Genomic DNA, 26,523 nt, shown 5'->3' on the forward strand with positions numbered 1-26,523 from the left:
CTACTCCAGCATATGCTGCACTTGCCCCAGCAGCTTTTCCAGGGAGAACGGCTTTAGCATCAGTGCTGTGCCGGGCTGATCGAGCAACTGCGCCTCCACCGGGTATTCGGTGTAGCCGGTGATGAACAGAATCTTCTGCTCTGGCCGCAACTGACGCATCGCCCTGGCCACCTGTCGACCGCTGAACCCCCCAGGCAAGCCGATGTCGGTGATCACCAGGTCGAACGCTGGGCCTTGCCGATAGCGGCCCAGCGCATCGTTGCCATCGCACGCGTCGCAGACCTCGAAGCCCTGGTCTAGCAGCGCCTCCTTCATCAACGCTCGCAAATTGCCTTCGTCGTCAACCAACAGCAGCCGCTCCCCCTTGGCCCGGCGCAGCAGCAGTGGCAGCACGGGCGGCACCACTTCAAGCTCGCCAGGGTAGCGCGGGAGCATCAAGTTGACCTGGGTGCCCTGATTCGGCGTCGAGTCGATCCAAACGTGCCCGCCGGACTGCCGCACGAAGCCGTAGACCATTGCCAGGCCCAGGCCGGCGCCGCGGCCCAGCGGCTTGGTGGTGAAAAACGGCTCGAAGGCTCGCGCAACGGCCTCTGCAGGCATGCCGTGGCCGTCGTCCTTCACCTGAACGACCACGTAGTCGCCGGGTTGCAGGCCACCTCCCTCCGGGGTAGTGGTGGTCAAGCGCTCGTTGTTGCTGCTGATGGTCAAAACGCCACGGTCGGTACATGCATCGCGGACGTTGGCGCACAGCGTCAGCAGCGCGTTCTCCAGCTGGGCGACGTCGACCTGCACGGGCCACGGCGCCAAGTCCAGTTGCCAGCGCAGGTCGATATCGGGGCCGATGGCCTGGCGGATCAATGGCTGCAGCTCGAGCATCTTCCGGTTGATATCCAAGGGCTTGGGTGCCAGCGGTTGGCTCCTGGAGAACGCCAGCAAGTGGTGAGTCAGGCCTATGGCACGCTGCACCGAGTCCCGTGCCAGGCGCATATATTCCTCGATACGCTCCAGACGCCCCTGGGCGAGTCTGCGTTGCAACAACTCCAAGCTAGCGCCGACGCCCGACAGCAGGTTGTTCATCTCATGAGCCATGCCGCCGGCCAACTGACCGACGATTTCCATCCGTTGACTCCCACGCAGCAGATTCTGAGCCTGGAGCAAGGCGTCCTCGCGTTCCTGCGTGACATCCCTGCCCACCGCGGCTATTACCCTCCCGTCGCAACAGGCACTCCAGTTGAACCAGCGATAGTAACCATCCGTATGGCGCAAGCGCGTCTCGATCTGGGCAGCCACCTTGTTCAGCATCAACTCGTTGACTGCCAGGTGCAGCTCGGCATGGTCCTCCGGGTGGACCAGTTCGAGAATGGAAAGGTCTTTCACCTGGGCTTCGGTCCACCCCAGAATACGGTACCAGGCGGGGTTGGCGGCGAGCAGGTACAGGTCGTGGCTGACCATCACCATCGCGTCGCGAGACAGTTGCCAGATGTGCTCGCGTTGAGTCATGTAGCGGCTGAGTTGGGCTTCGAAGGTGCGCCCCAGCTCGCGCCATTCACGGACCTGCTCGACACTGGCGCCAGACTCGATGACCGTGTGCAAGAAACCCGCAACGATACCGTCATCGTTGCGAATGGGTGAATAACTGAAGGCAAACCACGCGCTACCCGTACCGTCATTGCGGTCGATCTGCAGTGGGGCGTCTTCGACAAAGCTGGCCTGCCCTTCCAGGGCCTGGAATACCCACGAACCGATGTTGTCCCATTCATCGCGCCAGAGCTGGTCGAAACCGCTGCCCAGGCCGCTCGCGGGGGCCTGTAGCAACGCCAAATAAGCATCGTTGTGCAACACCGTCAGCTCCCCCCCCCACACCAGCGCGCAGGGGAAAGGCGACAACAGCATCATGTCGACGGCAATGCGCAGGGAGGGTGCCCACTGGGGCAATGGCCCAATTGCTGTAAGGCTCCAGTCGAACTGGGCGATCCGCTCGCCCATACGATCATGGGTCATCAAAGTCGGTGCGAGGTGAATCACCCGAGTGGTGCGTGACGGCGGGGGCATGCGTGAGGCCAAGGTATCCTTTTCCATAGCCTTTCCTTCAGAGGGATGCATCGTAGTAGCAGGCTAGCACACAGCCAGTTCAGCATGGCATCCCGGCCATCGACAACTATGCTGAGTAGGTTTTCCCCGGCCCCGGAGCCAATGGGCCATTACCAGTCGACGGGAGCGTGGCAATGAGCAAGAAAATTCTGGTGGTGCTGACCAACACGGCCAAGTATCCAACGCTCAACCGCGCCACGGGCCTTTGGCTGGGGGAAGCGGTGCATTTCGTTGCGCAGGTCGAACAGGCAGGGTACGCCGTCGACTATGTCAGCCCCACCGGCGGCTATGTGCCAATCGACCCCCATAGCCTGCAGATGGCGCCCGAACTCGACTGGCAGTGGTACGCCGACAAAGCCTTCATGAACCGCCTGGGTACCACCTTGGCGCCGGGCCAGGTTCACGCCGACGACTACTGCGTCATCTACTACGCCGGCGGGCACGGCGTGCTGTGGGACTTCCCCGACGCCCCCGCGCTGCAAACGTTAGCCCGACGCATCTACGAGGCGGGAGGCGTGATCGCTGCCGTTTGTCATGGAGTCGTAGGCTTGCTGAATATCAAGCTCAGCGACAACAGCCTGCTGCTCAGGGATCGCCAAGTGACGGGTTTCTCCAATACCGAAGAGAAACTCGCCGAATTGGACAAAGTAGTGCCCTACCTCACCGAAAACGAGCTAGTAGCCCGTGGTGGCAAATACAGCAAGCATGATGACCCCTGGGCGCCCTTCGTGGTATGCGATGACCGCCTGATCACTGGCCAAAATCCGGCCTCAAGCGCTTTGCTAGCCAAGAAAGTGCTGGAGCAACTTCGCAGGTCGAAAAAAAACTGATGGTCAGTCGCCGTATTCACTCACAGGAATACGCAATGGACGACATGCCGTCCCTCCTCCCAGCTGTACCCTTTCCGGCCATATGTCTGCAAGGGTGCGCGGTGTACCCAGGAGGTGGAAAGGCGATGTCGAAATTCGTGCATGCGGGGCGCAGCCTGCTGGACCTACTGATCATCCTGGCGATTGGGCTGGTGCCCGTGGCGTCGGGGCTGTTGGTGATGAGTTATCAACTGGACCGTAAGCTCGAGGAGAATTCCCGGGTTTCCCTCAACGAGGCCATCTTCGCCATCGACCGCAGCCTGGATGGCATTCACACCGCGGCTCTCGGCGCGCTCCCCCTGGCAAGCGAGCATTGTGATGCGGTCCGCCAGAAACTGAGCGGGTACGTTAGTCGTGACCAGCGCCTACACTCGATGATGCTGATACGCGATGGTCAGGAGTTCTGCAGTTCCCTCAGCACCAGCGACAACCTCCCTCGCCTCGTGGATACGGCCTCGCCCGTGAAGTTGCTGTTCAACGCCCCCAGCATGCCGAACAGTGCGCTGGTCAGGTATCAACTGACAAAGTCGAACCCCGGGGTCATCGTCACTGCCTACGGGACCGTGTTGCGCAATGAGCTGAGCGGTTTTCAGGATGGGCTGGTGCTGGTATTGAAGTTCGGTGAGCAGTACATCTGGAGCGCGGGCGACAGTCGCGACCCGCAACCGCCTTCGCAATCGGAGCATTTCAATCGTGCGGTCTCGAAGAAATATGGTTACACGGTGCAAGGCGGCTACCCGCAAGGTTTTCGCAAAGAAGAGCTACGCCAATCGGCGGTGCAGGTGCTCCCTTCGCTTGCCTTGGTAGGACTGGTAACCGCTGTTATCGTCTACTGGGGCATCTTCCGTAACCGCTCCAAGGGTAAGCGCAATGCCGACGGCCGTTGACTGCCGACATTGCCACCTTATGACTTACTCGACATTCAACACGCCACGACGCACCTGGTCACGCTCAATGGACTCGAACAGCGCCTTGAAGTTGCCCTCCCCGAAGCCATCATCCCCCTTGCGCTGGATGAACTCGAAGAACACCGGGCCGAGCAGGGTCTCGGAGAAGATCTGCAGCAGCAGGCGCTTGTCGCCCGCAGCCGAAGCGCCGTCTAGCAGGATGCCACGGGCCTGCAACTGGTCCACCGGTTCACCGTGGCCGGGCAGGCGCTCCTCGAGCATCTCGTAGTAGGTCTGTGGTGGTGCGGTCATGAAACGTGTGCCCAAGCCCTTGAGCATGTCCCAGGTCTTGAGCAGGTCATCGGTAAGGAAGGCAACGTGCTGGATGCCCTCGCCGTTGAACTGCATCAGGAATTCCTCGATCTGCCCCGACCCCTTGGACGACTCCTCGTTCAGCGGGATGCGGATCATGCCGTCAGGCGCGGTCATCGCCCGCGACGTCAGGCCGGTGTACTCACCCTTGATGTCGAAATAGCGTATCTCGCGGAAATTGAACAGTTTCTCGTAGAACCCAGCCCAATAGGACATGCGCCCGCGATAGACGTTGTGGGTCAGGTGATCGATGACCTTGAGGCCCGCGCCGGGCGGGTTACGGTCGACGCCTTCGATGAAGGTGAAGTCGATGTCGTAGATCGAGCTGCCTTCCTCGAAACGGTCGATCAGGTACAGCGGCGCGCCGCCAATGCCCTTGATCGCCGGCAGGCGCAGCTCCATCGGCCCGGTCTCGATCTCCACCGGCTGGGCGCCGAGCTCCAGGGCGCGGGCGTAGGCTTCGTGGGCGTTACGCACGCGGAACGCCATGCCACACACCGACGGCCCGTGCTCGGCGGCGAAGTAGGAGGCAATACTCTTCGGTTCGTTATTGAGGATCAAGTTGATGCCACCCTGGCGGTACAGGTGCACATCCTTGGAGCGGTGGGTGGCCACCTTGGTGAAGCCCATCGCCTGGAACACCGGTTCCAGCACGCCTGGGGTGGGCGAAGCGAATTCAATGAACTCGAAGCCCATCAGGCCCATCGGGTTGTCGAAGATATCAGCCATGTTCGTGTCCTCATCTGCAGCAAGAATAAGCGTGTCGTGTCACGTGCTTGGGATGTCGAACCGGCGTGGTGGCGAGCAGGGAATACCCCTCACACTGCGGGAGAGGAAATCACCAATGAGCAGCTTGAACCCATGAAATGCCATATGGACCCATTCTCGGCGGGAGTGGCCCTCCAGAAAGTGGAGAGCCTTATTCTTGTATTCGTAATGCGATTCTATAGTGCGTAAATTGTTTTGTCGCCCCCTTAAGTTTTCCGGGTCGACCGACAAACGGCTATGCTGTGCAGGTTATCTTCCTACAAGTCTAGGCCAGCATGCCCCTAACGGTTAAACGTCCCGCCCGCTGGAGCTGGCGCACCCTGCTTCCTTGGGGTGTCGGCGCACTGCCGCTGCTGTGCGGTCTTGTGGTGATGCACTGGCAGATCGAACGCGAACTGCGCGACAGTAGCGCGCACACCGCGCGGCAGGTGGTCAGCCATGTCGAGCGCATCCTGGACAGCCTCTCCAACGCCGCCGAAACCCTGCTGCCCCTGGCCGGTCGCCCGTGCAAGGACGCCGAACTGGCCCTGCGCGAACAGGTCACGCGCAACGCCTTCGTGCGTTCGACCAACCTGGTCGAACGCGACACCCTCTATTGCAGCTCGTTGTTCGGCGACTACGACGAACCGGTGGACGGACGCGACTACACCGACGGTCGACTGTGGTTGATGAATGGCAACTCCGTCACCCCTGGCCACCCGCTGCTGGTGCTTCGCGCCAGCAACGGTCGCAGCGCGGCCATCAGCACCGTCGATGGCGACCACCTGCTCACCGCCCTGCGCCTGATCGGCCAGGACGAAACCTTGCAGTTGCAGGTCGGCGACCGTTGGATGGCCAAGGATGGCGTGGTCCACCGCGGCATCCCGCCGACAGCGGTAAGCGCCGCCGTGGTGCAGCACTCGACACGCTACCCCTTCAGCGTGCACGGCGGCTACGGCCCCGACAAGGCTTACGAGATGTTGCGCAGCCATTACCCGGCGCTGCTCAGCCTGCTCCTGGTACTGGGCATCGCCGCCGGAACCGCCTGCCGCTGGCAATTGCGCCGAGCCTCTTCCCCCCGCGCCGAACTGGAACGGGCACTGGAAGCCGAGGAGTTCATCCCCTTCTTCCAACCCGTGGTGCGCAAGGGCGACTACCACTGGGCCGGAGCCGAAGTGCTGATGCGCTGGCAACACCCGCGCGAAGGCCTGGTGCGCCCGGACCTGTTCATCCCCTACGCCGAACACAGCGGGCAAATCGTCGCCATGACCCGCGCCCTGATGCTGCGCACCGCCCAAGGCCTGGCGCCCTTTGCGGCGCTTTTGGATGACGGCTTTCACATCGGTATCAACATCACCGCCGACCATTGTCGCGACCTGCGCCTGCTCGCCGACTGCCGCACCTTCCTGCAGCACTTCCCGCCTGGGCGCGTGGTACTGACCCTCGAACTCACCGAGCGCAAGCTGATCGAACCGACGCCCGTGACCCTGGAACTGTTCGAAAAACTGCACGCGTTGGGCGTGATGATCGCCCTTGACGACTTCGGCACCGGCCAATCGAGCCTCAACTACCTGCGCCAGTTCAAGGTCGACTACCTGAAGATCGACCAGAGCTTCGTCGCCATGATTGGTGGCGATGCGCTGTCGCAACACATCCTCGACACCATTATCGAGCTGTCGGCCAAGCTGGGCCTGGGGATCGTCGCCGAAGGCGTGGAGACCGACGTGCAGCGCGACTACCTGACCCAGCATGAGGTGGATTTCCAACAAGGGTACCTGCACGCGCGGCCAATGCCGCTGGAGGACTTCCTCCAGGCCCTTGCCGCACGCCCCGGCGGCACGCGGTTGCCGCAGGCCGCGCCCCCTGAGATCATGCCCGGCTGATTCCGTCGCCCCCCTTTAACCGAGGCTTTTGTGTCAAAAGGCATTTTCGCGTCCGTCATGGCGTCCATATTGTTCGCCGTGATGTATTTCTACACCTCCCTGCTCAAGCCGCTGAATGGCGAGGAGATCTTTGGCTGGCGAACCTTGCTGACCCTACCCTGCCTGACCTTGTTCATGCTGCTCAGCAAGGACTGGGTACGGGTCGGTGAACTGTTGGCGCGGGTGCGCAAGACACCGACTCTGCTGCTGGGCATGCTCGGCACCTCGTCGCTGCTGGGGGTGCAGTTGTGGCTGTTCCTCTGGGCGCCGCTGCATGGGCGCAGCCTTGAAGTCTCGATGGGCTACTTCCTGCTGCCCTTGGCGATGGTGTTGACCGGGCGCCTGGTCTACGGCGAGCGCCTGTCACGCCTGCAGAAGGTGGCGGTGGCGTGCGCCGCGCTGGGGGTCGGCCACGAGCTGTACCAGCATGGCAGCTTCGCCTGGGAAACCCTGGTGGTGGTGATCGGCTACCCGATCTATTTCGTACTGCGCAAACGCTGCCGCACCGAGCACCTGGGCGGCCTTTGGTGCGACATGAGCCTGCTGTTGCCGGCGGCCTTGTACTTCGTGACCAACGGCCCGCTGTCACCCGCGGACCTGGCCGAGCACCCGGGCTTGTACGGGTTGATCCCGCTGCTCGGGGTGATCAGCGCCTTCGCCCTGATCACCTACGTGCTGGCCAGCCGTCTGCTGGCGTTCAGCTTGTTCGGCCTGCTGAGCTACGTCGAGCCGGTACTGCTGGTGGGCGTGGCGCTGCTACTGGGCGAAACCATCGGCCCCGACCAGTGGCTGACCTACCTGCCGATCTGGGCCGCCGTGATGGTGCTGGTGCTCGAAGGCATCAAGCACCTGCTGCGCCAGCGTCGGCGCCCGGTGTGAGGCGCACCTGGCGCACCCGGCGCTCCTCCACCGCCACCACGGTCATGGTCCAGCCATTCCACGCCAGACGGTCGCCGACTACCGGCAGACGGTCGAGCAGGCTCATCACCAGGCCCGCCAGGGTCTGGTAGTCCTCGGTGGCGCGGGCACTGAAGCCGGTGCGTGCCTTGACCTGACCCAGGTTCAAGGCGCCACTGACAACGAAACCATCGGCCTCCTCGACGATCCCCGGGCCCTCCACTTCGCTGGCGTCCGGCAACTCGCCGGCGATCGATTCGAGGATGTCGGTCATGGTCAGCAGACCGGTGAAGTCACCGAACTCGTTAACCACGAAGGCCACATGGGTCGACTGGCCGCGCATCTGCTCCAAGGCGTTGAGGATGCTGAAGCTCTCCAGCAGGTTCAGCGGGGTGCGCGCCAGGCGCTCCAGGTCGGGCTCGTTGCCGGACAGCAACTCCTTGAGCAACTCCTTCTTGTGCACGAAGCCCAGCGGTTCCTCGATGCGCCCATCGCGGATCAATGGCAGGCGCGAATACGGCGAGTTGGCCAGCGCCCGGGCAATCGCCTCGGGCGACTGGTTCAGGTCGATGGCGTCGACCTGGGCACGCACCGTCATGACCGTGCGGATCGGTCGTTCGGCAAGGTTCAATACACCACTGATCATCACCCGCTCACGGCGGTCGAACAGCACCTGCTCCTCGCCGCCTTCGACCAGGTCGGCAATTTCCTCACCCAGCTCATCCGCCTCCACCCGACGCCCGCCCAGCAGGCGCAGCACCGCGTGGGCTGTGCGCTCACGCAGCGGCCGGTGCTGTTGCAGGCTGCGCTTGCGACGGGCACGGGCCAACTGGTTGAACAGCTCGATCAGGATCGAGAAACCAATCGCCGCATAGAGGTAGCCTTTCGGAATATGGAAGCCCAGGCCCTCGGCGGTCAGGCTGAAGCCGATCATCATCAGGAAGCCCAGGCACAGCATGATCACCGTCGGGTGGGCATTGACGAAGCGGGTCAGCGGCTTGCTGGCGACGATCATGATGCCGATGGAGAAGATCACCGCGATCATCATCACCGACAGGTGCTCGACCATGCCCACGGCGGTGATCACCGCATCCAGCGAGAACACCGCGTCGAGCACCACGATCTGCGCGACGATCGGCCAGAACGCGGCATGGCGCACCACACCGCTGCTCTGCGCCGCGTGCCCTTCCAGGCGTTCATGCAACTCCATGGTGGCCTTGAACAACAGGAACACACCACCGAACAGCATGATCAAGTCGCGGCCGGAGAAGCTCTTGCCAAACACCTCGAACAACGGCGCGGTCAGCGTCACCATCCACGAGATGCTGGCCAGCAGGCCCAGGCGCATCAGCAGCGCCAACGTCAGGCCGATCACCCGCGCACGGTCGCGCTGGTGCGGTGGCAGCTTGTCGGCCAGGATGGCGATGAACACCAGGTTGTCGATGCCTAGTACCAGCTCGAGGACGATAAGCGTCAGCAGGCCCAGCCAGGCCGTGGGGTCGGCTAGCCATTCCATTAGCGGGTACTCTCGAAGGAAGCGTCACGAGGACGGGGGAAACGTGGCCGGGACGGCCGGGGACTGGGGGGCTCCGCGAAGGTGCTCATGGTGACCTTGATAGCAAAATGGGAAGGTGATCCTACAATCGAAGCAGGTTTTTCTCACAGCGCGAAACTATTACAAAAGCTGTAACAGATCCCCTGAGCACTTTCGTTCAATACCCAGGTCGGCCGGTCAGCCAGGATGACCGGCATCCATCGACCCTAAGGAAACCCTCCATGAGCCTGTCCCTTTCCATGGCCGCCTTTGCCCTGGCGGCCTCGATTTCCCCCGGCCCGGTCAATATCGTCGCCCTTGGCAGCGGCGCCCGACATGGCCTGCGTGCGAGCCTGGCGCATGCTGGCGGCGCAACGCTGGGCTTCTGCCTGCTGTTGGTGCTGGTGGGCCTGGGGTTGCACGAGTTGCTGCTGCGCTGGCCGCTGCTGGGGCGATTGTTGCACTGGGGTGGGGTGGCGTTCCTGCTGTACATGGCCTGGAAGCTGGCCAGCGCCGATGGGCGGTTGGGCAATGCGCACGACCAGCGCGCGCCGTCGGCCTGGCATGGTGCGTTGATGCAGTGGCTCAACCCCAAGGCTTGGTTGGCGGCTATCGCGGGTATCGGGGCTTATGTCGGCGGCGAGCAGCACCTGCTGTGGCTGTTCACCTGGATCTACGGGCCGATCTGCTTTGTCTCGGTGGCCAGTTGGGCCTGGGCGGGCAGCGTGATCAGCCAGTACTTGGGCAACCCGAGGCACATGCGCTTGTTCAACGGAGGGTTGGCGGTGCTGCTTGTGGCCAGTGCGGTGTATTTGGTTGTGGGGTGAGGCATAAGGGCCCTTATGCCACCTCACCCACTGCGGTAATGCCCCGGCGTCGCCGCCAGGTGCTGCTTGAACGCCCGCTGCAGATGCGCCTGGTCGGCAAACCCCGCCTCCAGCGCCACCTCGGCAATCGCCCGCCCCTGGCGCAGCTGGGCGCGGGCATGCTGCACTCGCTGATCGACCAGGTAACCGTGTGGCGTCAGGCCGAAACGCTGGCGGAAGGCGCGAATCAGGTAGGCTCGCGACAACCCCGCCGCCGCACAGATGTCTTCCAGGCTCAGCGGGTCCAGCCGGTGCGCGCGGATGAACGCCGCCGCCATCTCCAGACGCGGGTGGCTAGCCTGCGCGGCCCCCGGCACCAGATCGAGGTAGCCCGGCAAGTCGGCGAAGAAGGCCGCGAGCATCGCCTCACGCCCTTCCCCTTGTTCATGGAACAAACCGGCAAACACCTGCAACAAGCGGCCATACAGCGCAGGCGAGGTGCTGTAGGTCGCCACGGGCAAAGCAAAGCCCAGCCCGCGTAACCACGGCATGTCGACGAACAGCATCAGGTACGACCAACTGGCGCCATCGATGGGGTTGCAGGCATGCACCACCCCCGGGTTCATCAGCACCGTCGCCCCCGCGGCCAGTTCGCGCCACTGGCCGCCGGTGAGGTAGGTGCTGCGCCCGCCGGTGACCACGCCGATGGAGAAACTCTCATGGGAATGGGCGCCGTAGCACACCGCGCGGCCGTCACCCACGCGGCGCGCCTCGACGAAGGGCAATGCCGGGTCACGCCAGAACCGCGATACCTCGATCATCGCCCTGCCCTCACTCGTCCCCGCCCTGCACCACCACCAGCAACTGCGCCTGGCGCTCGCCCACCGAACGCAGGCGGTGCGGTGTCTGGGCGTTGAAATGCAGAGCGTCGCCCTGCCCCAGCAGCACCCGCTCGGTCATGAAGTCCACCTCCACCTGGCCCTCGTGGACGAACAGGAACTCCTCGCCCTGGTGTTCCTTGAAGGTCGGGTCGCTGAACTCGCCGGGCGGCTGGATGATGAACGGCAGCAGGCTGCGCTGGCCGACCTGCGAGGTCAGCACCGCATACCCCGGCCCTACCCCATCGCCCACCAGCGCCTGGCGCTCGCCACGGCGCACAAGGCTGTAGCGCGTCTGCCCGGCCTGGTCTTCGGCGAACAGTTCCTCGACGTTGACGTTCAGCGCCTTGGCCAGCTTCAGTGCCGCTGCGATGGACGGCGTGTTCAGTCAGCAAAGACCAGCTGGTCCAGAAGGCCCTGACGCAGATGCAAGGCTCGCTCGCCGATAATACGTGGACTGTGCGGGAAAAGCTGGCCCTGACCTGCCGAATTCTCTTCGACCACGGCCACGACTCGGGCCTGTTTCATCAATGTACTTGAGAGGCCCGCCAGCGGACTGAGAGGGTTTCCAACCCTGACCTTCCGCATACAGCTTCAATTCGCTAGCCTTGGGTGTTCGGCCAGCCTCAAATAGCTTATCAATGCCTTTTGTACCAACTAAACCCTAACCAGCACAAACTCCATAAAAACCCCACTACCGCTCATTCCTTCAACAATTAGCCGGCTCATCCCCACCGACTTCACAGCAAAATCCATTTCATTTAATGACGCAGAAAAGTCAACAATACAATTCATATCTGGAATTCTCTTACCCCCCTTGATTTTAAACCCCTCAATACCAAGAACTGCAATACCATTATTCTTGCAGTAGTCGACCAGCTTAATTCCATCACCGGCATCAAATAAAGGAGTGCCACCCCATATTAATGTAGGAGCAATAGGCAAATCCTCTACGGATACTTCTGCAATCAGTCCCATGGCGCTACCCAATTAGGATCATTTTTATTAGAGACTTGGACAATCGCCCCTGTGCGATCATTCCTCACCACATATGAGCCGTCCTTAGCAATATATCCAGTAGCTGGATCATTAAGACGACTCCCTGACACAGTATCAAAACGGGTATCTTTCGTCACAACCGTTTTGATTGGTTTATCGATTACAGACTGTATAGAGCTTTCCGTCCAGCCCCGCTTGCCCATTTGATCGGCGATCTTTGGTTCAATAGTTATTGAAATTCCTTTTGCACCTCCAGCCCCCGAGCCCTCTCGACCCTCCTTGTGCCCACCACCAACCGTAATCTCCCGCCCAGCCTTGATCGACGAGATACCACCACCGACGATGCTGGCGATCAAGTTACCACCGCCCAGCAGGTATTGGCTAAACGCGTCATCCGTCGGCAGCGCACTGCCTTCCATGTGCTCGGCAATCGTCTTGGCCAGGTAATCCTGCACGCCCTGCAAGCGCGCCATCAACTCCTGACCCAGTGGCGTCTGCTCCGCGGCATTCATCGCCACGGCCTGTATCACGCCCTTGGGACCTTGCGTCAAGGCCAGCACCACCGCCACCGCCTTGGCTTTATCCGGGTTGTCGCCGATGTACTTTTGAATCGTCGAGAACCTGCGCAGCGACTCCTGCATTAGGGTTAGTTCAGAGGTGATGTTCGTCGCCGGTAACACCACTGGTCCCGACTGGCTCGGTTGCTGCGCCTGCTCAACGACCCCCTTCGCCTCCGCTACCAGCTCCTTCGGAACGCTCCAGAATTCATTCAACGCCTTCAGCACGTCGTTCTGGAATTGCTCGCTCGCCATGATCGCCTTGGCGTCCGAGAGGCTCATCCCCCCCAGGACCAACTGCTCCACGGTTTGGTCGACGAACACACTGCTGGTGATCTTCTGAAGGTCGGGGCCCCACTGGCGCCCCGTCGCCTGGTCGAGGTAGTTGAGCGTGGCATTGAACGCGATGCTCGCGGCCTCGAAGTTCTTCTGCGCGGTCGTCCCGTAGTTGAGCAGCCCGTCCCTCCACTTCTGCAGCGTCTGTATCGGCTTCAAGGCATCGCGGATCGAGGAATCGCTGAGGTAGAGGTCCGTGCGCGACTCATCGTCCCGGGTGATCTCATACGCCTTGTCCAGGTCACGGTTGAGCCCGGCGGTCGAATCCTTGCCAGTGCCCGCATCGCCACGCACGACAATCTCGCCCGCGCCGACCGTGGCACGCACGATCTGCTCGCGGTCTTTCTCATACTCCCAACCGCTGACGCTCCAGCCCTTCTCGTCCTTCTTGCCTTTGTCGGCCTGGCTGGCGTCCTGCTGCACCGTGCTGCCGCTCGCCCAACTGCCGCCAGCATTCAGGTAGTAACCGTGCTCCTTGTCCTTGCCGGCGATATCGCTGTAGCCCAGCGTGCCGGTATCGAGCTTGAGGTTGCCGTTGTCGGCGGCGATCAACGCACCGTCGAGCTGGGTGTGGTGCTCGGTGCGGATATCGACCTTGTCGCGCGCGGTGATGCGCGTCTGCTCTTGCACCCAGTTGGTCTTGCCGTTGGTCTGCCCATAGCCGACCGAGCCACTGGCACTGAACCCGAACCCTACGGAAACCGTGGCGCTCAGGTCGAACTCCTTGCCCTCGACCTTGCCGGTATCCGTAACCGACGCCACCTTCAGATCACCGCCCACACGGCCGATCACCTCATCGCCGCGCAGTTGCGCACCGGCGATGGTGGTGTCCTTGCCGCTGGTGAACTTCAGCCGGTCGCCGGCATACAGGAAGGCCTGTTGCTGCTGCTGGCCTTCACGTTCCAGGTCCCCCTTGCCCAGGTTGACGCTGGCATAGAAGCCGACCTTGCCGCCACCGAAGGCCAGGCCCGCCTCCCCGCCGCCGTTATGCCGGGTGTCCTGGCTGTCGCTGGCGTTCTGTGCCGAGCGGATGTTCACATCGTTGCCGGCGACGATATCGATGTCGCGCCCGGCATCGATGTGGCTGCCGACCACATTCACATCGCGTTTGGCATCGAGCTTGACGTCGCGCCCGGCACTGAGCTGGCTGGGCGTCGAAGTCCCCTGCGTGCTGTCCTGGTCGGCCACGCCATAGCTGCCGCCGGCACCGAGCTTGAAGCCGCCGCTGGTGCCGCCATGGATGCCGCTCCAGCCTTCGCTCTGCTGGTTCTGTTGGCTGACGCTGCCTTTGGCGACGTCGAGGTTGATGTCGCGGCCACTGATCGCGATGTCGCGGCCGGCCTGCAACTGGCCGCCCTTGACGTTGACGTCGTTACCCGCGTTGAGGTTGAGATCGTTGCCCGCGACCAGCGACGAGCTGCGGTTGCCCTGCTCAATCACTAGCTCGCTGCTGCTTTGCTTGCTGGTGCCCAGCTTCGCATCGCCGGTGGGGCCGGCGAAGAACTGGCTGACCGAGTCGATTGCACGCAGGCTGCTGGAAACCTGGCTGACACCGTTCTCACCCTTGCCAGCGCCGTTGACCGCGTCCTTGGTGCGACCGAAGTTGTGGTTGATCGTCGCGCCCAGGCCCTGGCGCTCCATCTCACGCTGGTGCTCGATCACCTGCTGCTCGCGGGCGGCGTCGATATTGATGTCGCGGCCTGCATTGAGGTTGATGTCGTGACTGGCCAGCAGGTCGGAGCCGGTCTGGTTGATGTCCCGCTTGGCGGTGACGTTCAGGTCCTGCCCGGCCTTGATCTGGCTGGCGGCTGCCAGTTGCTGCTCGAGACGGTCACGCGCCTTCACCTGCTCGGCACCCAGGAACACGCTCACGCCATTGTCATCGCCGGACACGCCAATGCCGGTGCGCTTGCTGCTCGACCACTGCTGCTCGCTGCTGGTGCTTTGCGCGGCAGCCACGTTGACGTCGCGCCCGGCGTTGAGGCTGACGTTGCGCCCCGCCGAAACGCCACTGCCGATCACATTGATGTCGCGCTCGGCACGCAAGCTGGCGTCCTGTTGCGCCTGCACCTGGCTGCCCACGCTGGTGCTGCTCTGCGCCTCTTGCCCGGCCTGCTTTGCCGTGGCCACGGAAACGAAGCCGTCCGACACCGACAGGCCGGTCTTCTTCTTGTAGCGCTCCGAATGGCTGTAGGCCGTGTCATTGGCCGACACCAGGTCGATGTCCCCGTCCTTGTCGACCAGCCCCGCGCGCAATTCGACGTCCTTGCCGGCGCTCGCCTCGCTGGCGCGCAGGCGCAGGTCGCTGCCGGCGGCGATGACCAGGTCGTTGCCCGCCTCCAGTTCGCTGGCCACCTGGGTCGCGGTGGTGGTCAGCTGGCTCTTGCCGCTCTTGGAAAGGCCGAGGAAGCCGGACTTGGTCTTCTTGCTGTACTCACCGTGCTCCTCGACCCCCGACAGCACCGCCACATCGCCGGTGGCGCCAAGCATCAGGTCGCCGCCGGCCTTGAGCTGGCTGCCAATCACGGTCACGTCGCGGCCGCCGTCCAGGGCGATGCCGCCCTTGTCGGTCTTGCTGACGTTGACGGTGAGGTCGCCGCCCGCCTCAATCACCGAGGCGACGTTGGTGCTGTGGTAGCTCTCCTTCTGCGTCGAACTGCTGCGGCCGAACGAGCCCTTGCTCTTCTTCAGGTAGTAGGAAGCGCTTTCGTCCTGGTCGGAGGCGATGGTCAGGTCGCGCTTGGCATCGAGGTCGATATCACCCGCGCTCTTGACTTGGCTGGCGACGATCGCCATGTCCTGCCCGGCGGCCAGGGACAAGTCGCCACCGGCCTTGACCACGGTCGAGACCTGGGTGATCTGGTCGGTGGACTGGGTGACCTTCTTGCTGCGGCTGTAGGTGTGGGCCTCATCAGCGGCGGAGGTCAGGGTCAGGTCGCCAGTGGCCGCCATGGCGATATCGCGGCCGGCCTCGATGCCGCTGGCCACGGCAGAGAGGTCACGGCCCGCAGCGACGCTCAGGTCGCGCCCGGCCTCAAGCGTGGCGCCATGCTGCTGCACGCTGCTGTTGCGCACGGAACCGCTGGTGAAGCCCTCGCGCTGCTCGACCGCCAGGACACTGACATCGCGCCCGGCGCTGATCGACAGGTCGCCAGCGCTGCTGATCACGCTGCCGATGTTCTTGACGTCCTGGCCAGCCTTGAGGCCCAAACTGTTGGACGCCTCGATGCGTGCGGCGCTGTCGAGGTAGTCACGCTGGGTGGTTACCCCACCGTAGCTCGTGACGTGCCGGGTCTGGTCGCGCTGGTTGATGATGTCGCCATTGACCGCCGTGAGGCTGACGTCGCGCCCGGCGATAAGGCCCCCGGCGCTGTTTACCAGGTTGTTGCCGGCCAGCAGGTCGAGACGCCCGCCAGCCTGAACCAGGCCACTGTTGACCAGATCCGTGCCCGCGGTGGCGGTGAGATTCTGGCTGGCTTTCAGGGTGCCTGCGTTGATCAGGTTTTCACCAGCGATCAGCGAGACGTCCTGACCGGCGATCAATGCGCCATTGGGCGCCAGGCGGTTGTCGGCCTGGGCCAGGTACAGCACCGGTACCAGCACCTGCTCGCCGTTGACCACATGGGTTTCCATCCACACGATATCGTGGGTCAACGCCGCCACCTGGGCGGCGCTCAGGCCGACGCCGAGGCTCAGACCAAGCGCGTCCTTGCTGCGGATGGCGTTGTCCATTAGGTACTTGAACAACTGCTCGCCGGAGGTCTGGCCGTCGATGAACTGCTGCCCGGTGCGGGCCACCACCGCCTGTTGGATCAGGCGCTGCTCATAGAGGCCATCGCCCAGGCGTTTCCAGCTCTGGTCCGGGTCGTAGCCGAGGTTGCCGAGCAGGTAGTCGGAGCCCATGAACTGCTTGAGTTCGGTGAGCACCGGGTTGGTTTCGATCAGGTATTTGTGCGGTTTGCTGACATACGCGTTGCCGGGAATGCGGGTGACGCCCGGGATGTTGGGCCGGGCACTGATGCCGAGGTTGCCGTCGGCGGTCAGCTCGCGACCCTCGGCACCGCTGTGGCGCTGGGGCATGAAGGCATCGACCGCAGCGCCACCCGGCGCGAAGACACCGATGGCGCTGGCGTTGCCCGTCAGCGGGCCACCCTGGTGCTCGATACGGTCGACCTGCTGGCTGCCGACGGTTGCATTGGCGGCATCGACTGCCTGCAACGCGCCAGGTTGTGCACCCGGCATGACAGCTTGACGGCCTTGGGTGGCGACGCTGGCGTTGGCCAGGCTCCAGTCCTGGGCACTGCCAGCGCCAGCGCTGCCACCCTGCCCGCTCAGGCGGAACAGGCCATTCTGGCCGGTCGGCAGGGTGAAGCCGCCCAACGCCAGGGGGTTGACCTGCTGGCGGGCCAAGTCAGGGGGAAGCTGGCTGTTGAGCGTGATGACCGTGCTGTTGGAGGCAGTCGGCAGCCTTGGGTCGAATGCCTTTGCGCTAGGGCCGGTGACGGCTTGGCTTTGCTGGATGACGCTGTTGCTCAGGTTCTGGGTGGCGTTGATCTGCGCACGACCACCCGCCTGGACGACGGCATTGACGACACCACCTTGGCCCGGTTTAACGAGGGTAATCGGGTCGAAGAAGGTCGCCCGCGACATCTGGCTCGGCAGCGGCAACCGCACGCCCTGGTCATAGGCGGGCGTCGCCCTGGCGAAGTCGATGCCGTCCATCCACATCGTGCCAAGGAACCAGCCCACCCGAAGGAACGGGTCCTGTTTCGGTACCGGCGTGACACGCGGCGTCGCGATGGATTCGTTCCAGTCGGCATCCCACAGGCGGACATTGCCCACCCACCCAAGGGACAACAACGTAGTGCCTTCAGACATCGTGTAGCCTGGGTCATTGGCAGCGTTGTAGCGCCACATCTCGGTGAAGAAGGCTTTGTCGGGGCGGAACATCTCGAAGGGCTTGAGCACCTCTTCGGCGCCATAGGCGGTCCCGGTATTGTTGAAGTTGGTGAAATTCGCGAACAGGTCGCGCTGCGCGGTGATGACGGCGTTGGTGTTGTCCAGCGTGCCCCCCGTCATGACCAGGTCCCGCCCCGCGCGAATGGCCCCAGCCGGTGAGTCCTGCTCCAGGATGGACTGGTAGTACTCCTGCAGGACGAAATGGCCGGTGTTGCCGCTGATCGTCCTCAGGCCGATGGCACTGGACACCAACTGCCGGGACGTCTTGATGAACTCTTTCCTGTTGTCGATCCGCAGCGCACTCAAGCGCATATCGCCCGCGCTCTCCAGGCTGCCGGAGACGTTCTCCAGGCCATTCGCCCAATTCCCCGCCGCGTCCGCGGCCACGGTCAGCCCACCGAGGCTGTACACATCGCCGTAGAAGTTGCTCAGGCTGGCGGTATACAGCTGCATGTCGCCGCCGCTGAACAGCAGGCCATGGTCGTTGCGCACGCTGGCGCTGTTCACCCGCACCCCCTGGTTACCGCCCAGGGTGCCCAGGTTGTTCAGGCTGCCGGCATTGACGATCAGGTCGCCCGCCGCGCTCACCCGGCCCTGGTTGGTCAGCAGCCCGCCCACACTGAGGGTGCTGTTGCCCACACCCGTCACGCTGGCGTTGCTACCCAGGCTCATCTGCGCCGCGCTCACCCTCAGGCTGCCCAGGCTGCTGACCCGGCCGTTGCCGCTGTAGGTGCCGCCCAGGTTCAGGCTGAGGCTGCCATCGCTGGCGATGACGCCCTCGTTGCTCCAGTTGACGCCATTGCCCACCAAGCTGTCGAAGGCCAGCAACTGGCCGTCGGCGGTCTGGGTCAAGTGGTTGATATTCAGCGTCAGGCGCCCGGCCTGGATCGCGCTGCCGTTGGTCCAGCTGTCGGCGGTCAGGGTCAGGCCGCCTCGGGTCAGCAGGCTGCCGCCGGCACGGGTGAGGTTGGCCATGTCGATGTCGAAGGTGCCGGTGCCGGCGTGCAGCACCTTGCCGCCAACGTTCTGCAACTGCCCGGCGCCGAGGGCCAGGTCGCTGTTGCCCGCCTCCACCACGCCGCCGCGGTTGTCGAACAGGCCGCCGATGGCGAAGCGGCTCCTGCCGCTGCTGCCCAGGGCGCGCAACTGGCCGCCCTGGTTGTCCAGGCGGGTGGCGCTGACGTCGAGGGTGCTGGCGCTTTCGAGGATGCCCTGGCGGTTGTCCAAAGCGTCGGCCAGGCTCAGTTCGATACGTTGCCCGACCATCTCGCCGCGTGCACTGCCGCCGTTGAGCAGGCGATTGCCGGTGACCTTGAGCAGGCCGCTGGCGGACACCCCGCCTGCCTGGTTGTCCAGTTGACCGGTGCGCAACAGGGCATCGCCGTTCAAAGCGGCGATCCGCCCGCCCTGGTTGTCGAGGCTGGCACTTTGCAGGTCCAGGTGCAGGGCCTGGAGGATGCCACCGCGGCCATTGCCGTCGAGGCCGTTGCGCAGCACGCCGGTGGTGCTGACGGTGAGGGCCTGTTTGAGGCTGGCCAGGGTGCCGCCACGGTTGTCGACGTTCGCTGCGCTCAGGCTGAGCGTGCCTTCCTGGGCGATGACCTTGCCCCCGACGTTCTCCAGCTCGCCATCGACACCTAGCTCCACCGCCCCCTGCGCCTGCACGGTGCCCTGCCCGTTCGCCAGGCTCGCCGCTTGCACCTGCACGGCAGCGGTCTTGCTGTAGATCAGGCCGTCAGCGCCGTTGAACACGGCGCCATTGGCAGTCAGCTGCAAGCGGCCGTTGGCGGCCACAGTGCCGCTGTTGCGGTTGTCCAGGCTGGCCGCGTTCAGCGTCAGTTGGCCCTGGCTGGCCAGTTGCCCGCCCTGGTTGTCGACCCGCCCGGCACGCTGCACCAGCAGGTCTTGGCCGCTGGCCAGCTTGCCCTGGCCATTGAGCAGTTCGCCCAGCAGGTCGAGGGTCAACGCGCCTTGGCTGGCCAGGCTGCCGCTGCGGTTGTCCAGCCGCGTGCCGTTGATGCCCAGCGCCTGTCGGGCGCTGATGCTGGCGCTACGGTTGTCCAGTGTGTGCGCGTTCAGTTCCAGGCCGTCGCCCGCGTCGATCAGCCCGCCGTCGTGGTTGTCGAGCAGGCCGGCGACTTGCAGCCGCTGGCCCGCGCCGCTGGAGAGCACGCCCTTGGCGCTGTTGTCCAGGCTGGCGGCACTGACGTCCAGGCGTTGCTGGGCCACCAGGGCGCCACCGTCGCTGTTGCGCAGCGCCTCGTTGACCGTGGCCTGCAAGGCGCCGGCGCGGCTGGACACCGTGCCTTGCTGGCGGTTGTCCAGGCTTTGCGCGGTGACGTTCAGGCCCTGCCAGCCGGAAACCAGGCCGGCGCGGTTGTCGAGGGCGCCGGTGTTCAGCGTGAGGGTGCGCTCGCTGATCAGCTTGCCGCCGCGGTTGTCCAGCTCGCTGGCCGTCAGTTGCAGGGCTTGGGCCGTGGACAGCTCGCCACCCTGATTGGCCAGCTTGCGCAGGTTGCCCAGGGTCAGCGTGCCGGCGCTGCTGATCAGGCCAGCGCCGTTGTCCAGGTCGGCGCCGTTGAGCTCGGCGCTGAGGCTGCTGCCGAGCAGTTTGCCGCCGTGGTTGTCCAGGCCCTGGCTGTCGAGGCTGAGGCCCTCGCGCGCTTCGATCAGACCACCGTCGCGGTTTAGCAGTTGGCCGCTGCTGGCCAGTTGCAGACGGCCAAGACTACTCAGTGTGCCGCCACTGTTGTCGAACTGGGCGGCGCGGGCGTCAAGACCTCGCGCGGCGATCAGGCCCTTGAGGTTGTCCAGGCGCTGGCTGATGCGCAACACCAGGGCCTGGTTGCTCAGCAGGCGGCCGTTGCCGTTGTCCAGTTGCTCTGCGGCCACGCTGAAGGCCTGGGCGCTGGAAATCTCGCCGCTGCGGTTGTCGACGGCCTTGAGGTTGTCGAGCACCAGTTGCGGGGCGTTGATCAGGCCACCGCGGTTGTCCAGCAGGCCCTGGTTGAGGTCCAGGCGCACCGAGGTGTCGCTGAACAGCTTGCCGCCCTGCTGGTCGAGGCCGGTGAGCTGGGCGCTCAGTGCCTCATGGCTGCCCAGGCGGCCGCCGTCGCGGTTGGTCAGCTGGCCGGCGCGGATGTCCAGGGTGCGGTTGCTGCTGACACTGCCCTGGCGGCTGTTGTCGAACTGACCGGTGACGATGTTCAGCGCGCCCTTGCTGGCGAGCACGCCACGGTCGCGGTTGTCGAGGCTGGCACTGCTGAGGTTGAGGTCGGCGTCGGTGAGCAGCTCGCCGCTTTGGTTGAGCAGCGCGCCACGGGTGGTCACGCGCAAGGCCCCGGCGCTACTCAGGCTGCCGGTGCTGTTGTCCAAGCTTTGCGCGCTCAGGACCAGTTGGCCTTCACTGCTGATCAGGCCGAGGCGGTTGAGCACCTGGTCGGCCAGGGTCAGGGTCAGGCCCTGCTGGCTGGTCAGGCGGCCGCCGTCGTTGTCCAGGGTCTGGCCATCGAGGGTCAGGCCGGTCTGCGCTTCGACACGGCCCTGGGTGCGGTTGAGCACCTGTTGCACGGCAAGGGTCAGGCCCGTGCCGGCCACCAGCAGGCCCGCGTCGCTGTTGTCCAAGAGCTCGCTGCTCAGGCTCACGGCGGCCTTGCCGGTGATCTCGCCGCCGCGGTTGTCGACGCGCTCCACCGCCAGGGTCAGCGCGCCGTTGCCGCCGAGCAGGCCGTGCTGGCGGTTGTCCAGGTGCGTGCCTTGCAGGCGCACCTGCCCCAGGCCGATCAGCGAACCGCCATTGTTAAGCGTTTCATCGACCTGAAGGCGCAAGTCGCCCTTGCTCGACAACGTGCCCTGGGTGTTGTCCAGCGTTGCGGCGCTCAGTTGGCTGGCCGCGTCGCCGACCAGGGTGCCCTGGCGGTTGTCCAGGCGCCCGCTGACGTTCAGCAGCAGCTCGCCACGGCTGCTGAGCAGGCCTTCGCGGTTGTCGAGGTTCGCGGCGGACAGGTCCAGGCCATTGGCGGCGACCAGGCCCTTGAGGGTGGTCAGGGTCTGGGCGATGCGCAGGGTCAACGCTTGCTGGCTGATCAGCTTGCCCTGGGTATTGTCCAGGCTGTCGGCGGTCAGGCGGAAGGCTTGGGCGCTGGAGATCTCGCCTTGCTGGTTGGCCACCGTGCCGAGGTTGTTCAGCACCAGCACGGGGGCGGTGATCAGGCCGTGGTTGACCAGGGCGCCACCGTCCAGGTCGAGGGTCAGCGCGGTCTTGCTGAACAGCTGCCCGCCCTGCTGGTCGAGGCCGCTGGCCCGCAGGTGCAAGGCACCGTCGCTGGCGATGCGGCTGCCGACGCCGTTGTACACCTGGCCGGCGCTGATACCCAGGCGTTGGTTACCGACCAGGCGCGCGCCGTCGCGGTTGTCCAGGGTGCCGGTGGTCAGGTCGATCGCGCCTTGGGCACCCAACTCACCGCCGCGATTGTCCAGGCTGGCGCTGTTCAAGGTCAGCGCGCCGTCGGTGGTCAGCGCGCCGCCCTGGTTGAGCAGCTCGCCTGCACTGCTCAGGGTAAGCCCGCCGGCGCTGGTCAGTTGCCCGGCCCGGTTGTCGACGCTCGCGGCGGCCAGCTCGAGGTGGCCTTCGCTGGTGATCAGGCCTTGACGGTTGTCCAGGGCCTGGGTGAGTTGCAGGCGCGTGCCCTGCTCGCCGGACAGACGCCCGCCCTGGTTGTCCAGGGCCTGACCGTCGAGGGTCAGCCGGCCCTTGCCGCGCAGCAGGCCCTGGGCCTGGTTGAGCACCTGGGCGACCGTCAGGGCCAGGTCCGTGCCGGCGAGGACTTTGCCGGCACTGTTGTCCAGTCGCTGGCCTTCGACGACCAGGCCCTGGGCGGTGGACAGTTCGCCGCCGCGGTTATCGAGCGTGTCGACCACCAGGTGCAGGCCCTGGCCGGCGCCGACCACGCCGCCCTGGCGGTTGTCCAGGCGGCTGCCGCGCAGAGTCAGCGTGCCCTGGGCCATGAACGTGCCGCCGAGCTGCTCCAGACGCTCGATGCGCGCGTCCAGGTCGCCACCGGTGGACAGCCGCCCGCCGCCGTTGTCCAAGTGCTCGGCTTGCAGGCTGACATCGCCGAGCGCGCCAAACACGCCCAGGCGGTTGAGCAGTTGGCGGCCGCTGTAGGCCAGCGCGGCCTGGCCGCTGACCAGGCCCTGGTCGCGGTTGTCGAGGGTGTCGACCGTCAGTTGCAGGTCGCCGAGCGCATCGAGCTTGCCGCCACGGTTGTCCCACTGGCTGCCGCGCAGGGTCAGCAGGGCCTTGCCGGTCACACGCCCGCCGCGGTTGTCCAGTTGCCCCGCCTCGACGGTCGCCGCGCCCTTGGCGCTGACCAGGCCCTGTGCCTGGTTGTCGAGCAGGTCATCGACCGCCACCTGCAAGGTGCCATCGCTGAGCAGCTTGCCTTGCGCGCGGTTGTCGACGCTGGCGGCACGCAGGTTCAGCGCCTTGCCGCTGGCCAATACGCCTTGCTGGTTGTCCAGCCCTTGCGTGAGGGTCACCTCCAGCGCCTCGCTGCCGGTGAGCGTCCCCTTGCGGTTGTCCAGCCTGGCCGCGCGCACCTGGGTGGTGCCGGCGCTGGAGAGCTCGCCCTCGCGGTTGTCGAGGGCGCCGGTGAGGGTCAGCTGCAGGCCGGCGTCGCTGGTCAGCACGCCGCGCTGGTTGTCCAGGCTCAGGGCGCGCACGTCCAGGCCGTTGGCGGACACCAGGCCGTCGAGGTTGCTGAACCGCTGGTCCAGACGCACGTCCAGGGCCTGCTCGCTGTACAACTGGCCGGCGCTGTTGTCGAGGTTGCGCGCGGCCAGTGCGAAGGCGCGCTGGCTGGAGATCTCGCCGCCGCGGTTGTCGACGTCGGCGAGCTGGCGCAGGTGCAGTTGGCGCGCGGCGATCAGGCCGTCACGGTTGTCCAGTTGGCCTTGGTTGAGGTCCAGGGTCAGGTCGCTGACGCTGGTCAGACGCCCGCCCTGCTGGTCGAGGCGACCGACGTTGACGGTCACCGCCTGGTTGCCGCTGACCTGCCCGCCCTGACCGTTGTTGAGGCTGCGGGCGCGCAGGTCGAGGGTGGCCTGGCTGGCGAGTCGGCCGCCCCGGTTATCGAGGTCGCCGTCGCTGCTCAGCGACAAGCCGCGGGTGGCCAGGATGCGCCCGTCACGGTTATCCAGGGCGCCGAGGTTCATCGCCACCACGTCCAGGCTCGACAGCTCGCCGCCCTGGTTGTCCAACCGCGCCCAACGAGCATCCAGCGCGCCCTGGCCGGTGACCTGGCCTCCGTCATTGCGCAAGTGGCCGCCATCGAGGCTCAGCCGACCATTGCCCAGCACCTTGCCTTGCTGGCGATTGTCCAGGGTGCCGGCGCTCAAACGCAGGTCGCGCCCGGCGCTGAGGTTGCCACCCTGGTTGGCCAGGGTGCCGCTCACGGCCAGGTTCACGTCACGGCTGGCGATCAGGCTGTGGCCCTGGTTGTCGAGGGCGCCGGCGCTGACCTGCAGGTCGCCGTCGGCGGTGCGGCTGCCGTCGGCCTGCACCCCGGCCTGGATCACGCCCTGGTTGCTGAGCTGGCCACTGGCGGACAACTGCACCTGGCGCGCGGCGCTGAGGCTCTGGCGGTTGACCAGCTCACCGGTGCTGCTCAGTTGCAGGTCGCGCCCGGCGTGCAGCGGGCCCTGGGCGTCGAGGCCCACGGCCTTGACCCGCACATCGCCGGCGGCGCTGGCCTGGCCGATGCGCAGTTGACCATTGGCGTCGAGCTGCAGGTCGCCGCTGCTGGCGGCGAGTTGGCCATCCAGGCGCACACCGACGCCCGCCTCAGTGCCCACCAACTTGATCGCCCCGGCGTACATGCCTCCCAGGGCGCTGGAGTCGATGGCCAGCTGCGGCTTGGCGCTGCCGTCGTCGGCGCGCGCTGTGGCGGCCAGGGTCTGGGCGTCGACATCGTTGCGCCCGGCGATGATCGTCAGATTGCGCGCCTGGAGCTCGGCGTTGACCTTGGCACTGCGGGTGATGATCTCGAAACGGTCGACGTTGCCGGCATTGAGCCCCGCGCCTTCGATGGCCACGCTGCCTTGGTCGACCTGGAAGCGGCTCAACTGGCCGTTGTCGATCACCGGCTTGCCGGTGCTCAGGGTCACCTGGGGCGTATTGATGAAGCCGCAGCCGTTGCAGGTGATGCCGTGCGGGTTAGCGACGATCACCCGCGCCGCCTGCCCGGCCACCTCGGTGTAGCCGCGCAACTGGCTGGGGTTGGTGCCGTTGACTTCGTTGAGGATGGTGCTGGCGGCCGCCCCTTGCAGGTTGGGGTTGCCGAGGATGATCCCGCCCAGTTGCGTGGCCTGGGTGCGGTCAGTGGCGTTGTTGAGGATCAGGCCCTGCTGGCCGACGTTGTAGTCGCTGAACTGGTTGTGCGAAAGCCCACTGCCGTTGGGCGCGGCGATGTTGACGATCGGCACGCCGTTGCCCGCCTGGCCGAGGCTGGTGCCCGGCGCGCTGACCACCACGCCGTCGGCGGCCTGGGCCCACAGCGGTTGCCAGAACATGACGTTGGCCAGCAGGAACGCCAGGCCGCGCTTGGGCAGGCCGCAGAACTGCGTGCGCGGCTGCAGGCGGGCGGATGGCTGGCGGGCAAGGAAGGCGAAGCGGCGAACGTCCATGTGCTGTCTCTTGAATCGGTGGGTCAGATGAACAGGTCCAGGCGGAAATACACCGGGCGTTCCTTGTCGGGTAGCGCCTCTGGGCGCTCCAGGCTGTGGGCGAAGGTCACGCTGGCGGCCAGGTGCTGGCCGCGGGCGAACAGCTCGAAGGCGTGGCTGCTGGCACGGCCATGGCGGTCGCCGTTGTAGCGATCGTTGCGGATCACGCCCAGGTCGTAGCCCAGGCCCACGCCATACTCGGCCACCGCTGGGCGCAGGGCGGCCCAGGTGACCGGGCGGGTCCAGCGCAGGTCGTTACGCCAGTACGCGCCACTGTCGCCCGACAACGACTGGTCCTTGAAACCGCGCACCGAGGCCTCGCCCCCCAAGCTGATGCGCTGCGGGCTGAACAGCACGTCCTCGCTGCGCTGGCCGGTGGCCAGGCTGCTAAAGCTCAGGTTCTCGCCGAGCACCTGGAAGCCCTGCACGTAGCTGAGCGTGGCGCTGTACTTGCGGTAACGCGCAACGGGCTCGCCGGGGCGCGGGTGGCCGTTGCCCTGAGCGTCGAAGGCGCCGATGCCCTCCTGGATGCCCAGGTCGAGGTTGACGAAGGCGTTGCCCAGGCGACGGCCGTGGTTGAAGCCGAACTGCGCTTCGCTCAGGCGGTTGCTGCTGGCCTCCAGGCGGCTGTCCTCGATGTAGTTGTTGGTGCGCAGGTGGGCGATGCCGGCGTTGAGCGAGGTCTTGCTGGTGGCGTCGCGGTGCACCACGCGCTCGGCGCGCAGTTGGTGGTTCTGGCTATCGCCGGTTTGCTTGAAGCTGAAACCGTTGCCCTGGGCCTGGGCGCGGTACTCGCTTTCGCTGTAGCTGTAGCTGAAGTTCCACCAGCCCCAGGGCAGGTTGTAGTAGAGCACGCCGTTCTTCGAGCCCTGGGTGTGGTCGCTGACCACGTCATGGCCGCCGCGCACTACCAATTGGTCGGCAAGGCCCAGCGGGCTGTCCCA

12 protein-coding genes and 2 pseudogenes are annotated in these 26,523 nt (G+C 65.1%); 6 read left to right on the plus strand and 8 right to left on the minus strand.

Annotation, left to right across the window (positions count from 1 at the left end):
• Nucleotides 1-2,079: an ATP-binding protein gene (locus tag P0Y43_RS20085; protein ID WP_430540266.1), complete on the minus strand. Its 2,079-nt coding sequence runs from the start codon at nucleotides 2,077-2,079 to the stop codon at nucleotides 1-3.
• 146 nt (nucleotides 2,080-2,225) lie between these two features.
• Between P0Y43_RS20085 and P0Y43_RS20090 the strand changes: the two genes are divergently transcribed.
• Nucleotides 2,226-2,921 (plus strand): type 1 glutamine amidotransferase domain-containing protein, encoded by a 696-nt coding sequence (locus tag P0Y43_RS20090; RefSeq protein ID WP_275639012.1) that lies wholly within the window; start codon nucleotides 2,226-2,228, stop codon nucleotides 2,919-2,921.
• A gap of 125 nt (nucleotides 2,922-3,046) precedes the next feature.
• On the plus strand, nucleotides 3,047-3,847 hold the full coding sequence (locus P0Y43_RS20095; protein WP_275639013.1) for a CSS-motif domain-containing protein: 801 nt from the start codon (nucleotides 3,047-3,049) through the stop codon (nucleotides 3,845-3,847).
• Nucleotides 3,848-3,871: 24 nt separating this feature from the next.
• Here P0Y43_RS20095 and hppD read toward each other — a convergent pair whose 3' ends face one another.
• The gene (gene hppD / locus P0Y43_RS20100; protein WP_275639014.1) at nucleotides 3,872-4,948 is read right to left on the minus strand and encodes a 4-hydroxyphenylpyruvate dioxygenase; all 1,077 of its coding nucleotides are present in this window, start codon (nucleotides 4,946-4,948) and stop codon (nucleotides 3,872-3,874) included.
• 314 nt (nucleotides 4,949-5,262) lie between these two features.
• Between hppD and P0Y43_RS20105 the strand changes: the two genes are divergently transcribed.
• Nucleotides 5,263-6,849: an EAL domain-containing protein gene (locus P0Y43_RS20105; protein WP_275639015.1), complete on the plus strand. Its 1,587-nt coding sequence runs from the start codon at nucleotides 5,263-5,265 to the stop codon at nucleotides 6,847-6,849.
• A gap of 30 nt (nucleotides 6,850-6,879) precedes the next feature.
• Nucleotides 6,880-7,767: an EamA family transporter RarD gene (rarD, locus tag P0Y43_RS20110; RefSeq protein WP_275639016.1), complete on the plus strand. Its 888-nt coding sequence runs from the start codon at nucleotides 6,880-6,882 to the stop codon at nucleotides 7,765-7,767.
• Here the strand turns inward: rarD and P0Y43_RS20115 are convergent.
• Nucleotides 7,730-9,301, minus strand: a complete 1,572-nt coding sequence (locus P0Y43_RS20115) for a TerC family protein (RefSeq protein ID WP_275639017.1) — start codon at nucleotides 9,299-9,301, stop codon at nucleotides 7,730-7,732. The two genes, rarD and P0Y43_RS20115, sit on opposite strands and share 38 nt — an antisense overlap.
• A gap of 260 nt (nucleotides 9,302-9,561) precedes the next feature.
• Here P0Y43_RS20115 and P0Y43_RS20120 point away from each other — a divergent pair, with 260 nt between their 5' ends.
• The gene (locus tag P0Y43_RS20120) at nucleotides 9,562-10,146 is read left to right on the plus strand and encodes a LysE family translocator (protein WP_275639018.1); all 585 of its coding nucleotides are present in this window, start codon (nucleotides 9,562-9,564) and stop codon (nucleotides 10,144-10,146) included.
• A gap of 23 nt (nucleotides 10,147-10,169) precedes the next feature.
• On the opposite strand, the gene P0Y43_RS20125 is transcribed toward P0Y43_RS20120, so the two are convergent.
• Entirely contained in the window at nucleotides 10,170-10,946 is a 777-nt protein-coding gene (locus P0Y43_RS20125) for an AraC family transcriptional regulator (protein ID WP_275639019.1), read from the minus strand.
• Nucleotides 10,947-10,956: 10 nt separating this feature from the next.
• Nucleotides 10,957-11,391: pseudogene (locus P0Y43_RS20130) on the minus strand (cupin domain-containing protein); the annotation flags it as partial.
• Nucleotides 11,392-11,429: 38 nt separating this feature from the next.
• On the opposite strand from P0Y43_RS20130, the pseudogene P0Y43_RS20135 reads away from it, so the two are divergent.
• Nucleotides 11,430-11,540 (plus strand): annotated as a pseudogene (locus P0Y43_RS20135) (aldolase); the annotation flags it as partial.
• A 120-nt stretch (nucleotides 11,541-11,660) separates the two neighbouring features.
• Here the strand turns inward: P0Y43_RS20135 and P0Y43_RS20140 are convergent.
• The 3 genes from P0Y43_RS20140 to P0Y43_RS20150 all read right to left on the minus strand — a co-directional run.
• Entirely contained in the window at nucleotides 11,661-11,981 is a 321-nt protein-coding gene (locus tag P0Y43_RS20140; RefSeq protein ID WP_275639020.1) for a hypothetical protein, read from the minus strand.
• Nucleotides 11,972-25,540, minus strand: a complete 13,569-nt coding sequence (locus P0Y43_RS20145) for a hemagglutinin repeat-containing protein (protein ID WP_275639021.1) — start codon at nucleotides 25,538-25,540, stop codon at nucleotides 11,972-11,974. The genes P0Y43_RS20140 and P0Y43_RS20145 overlap by 10 nt, the downstream gene beginning before the upstream one ends.
• Before the next feature lie 23 nt (nucleotides 25,541-25,563).
• Nucleotides 25,564-26,523: ShlB/FhaC/HecB family hemolysin secretion/activation protein (locus tag P0Y43_RS20150; protein WP_275636753.1), on the minus strand; the 960-nt coding region annotated here is incomplete at its 5' end.

The organism is Pseudomonas entomophila (genome assembly GCF_029193575.1).
GTDB classification, from domain to species: Bacteria; Pseudomonadota; Gammaproteobacteria; order Pseudomonadales; family Pseudomonadaceae; genus Aquipseudomonas; species Aquipseudomonas entomophila_G.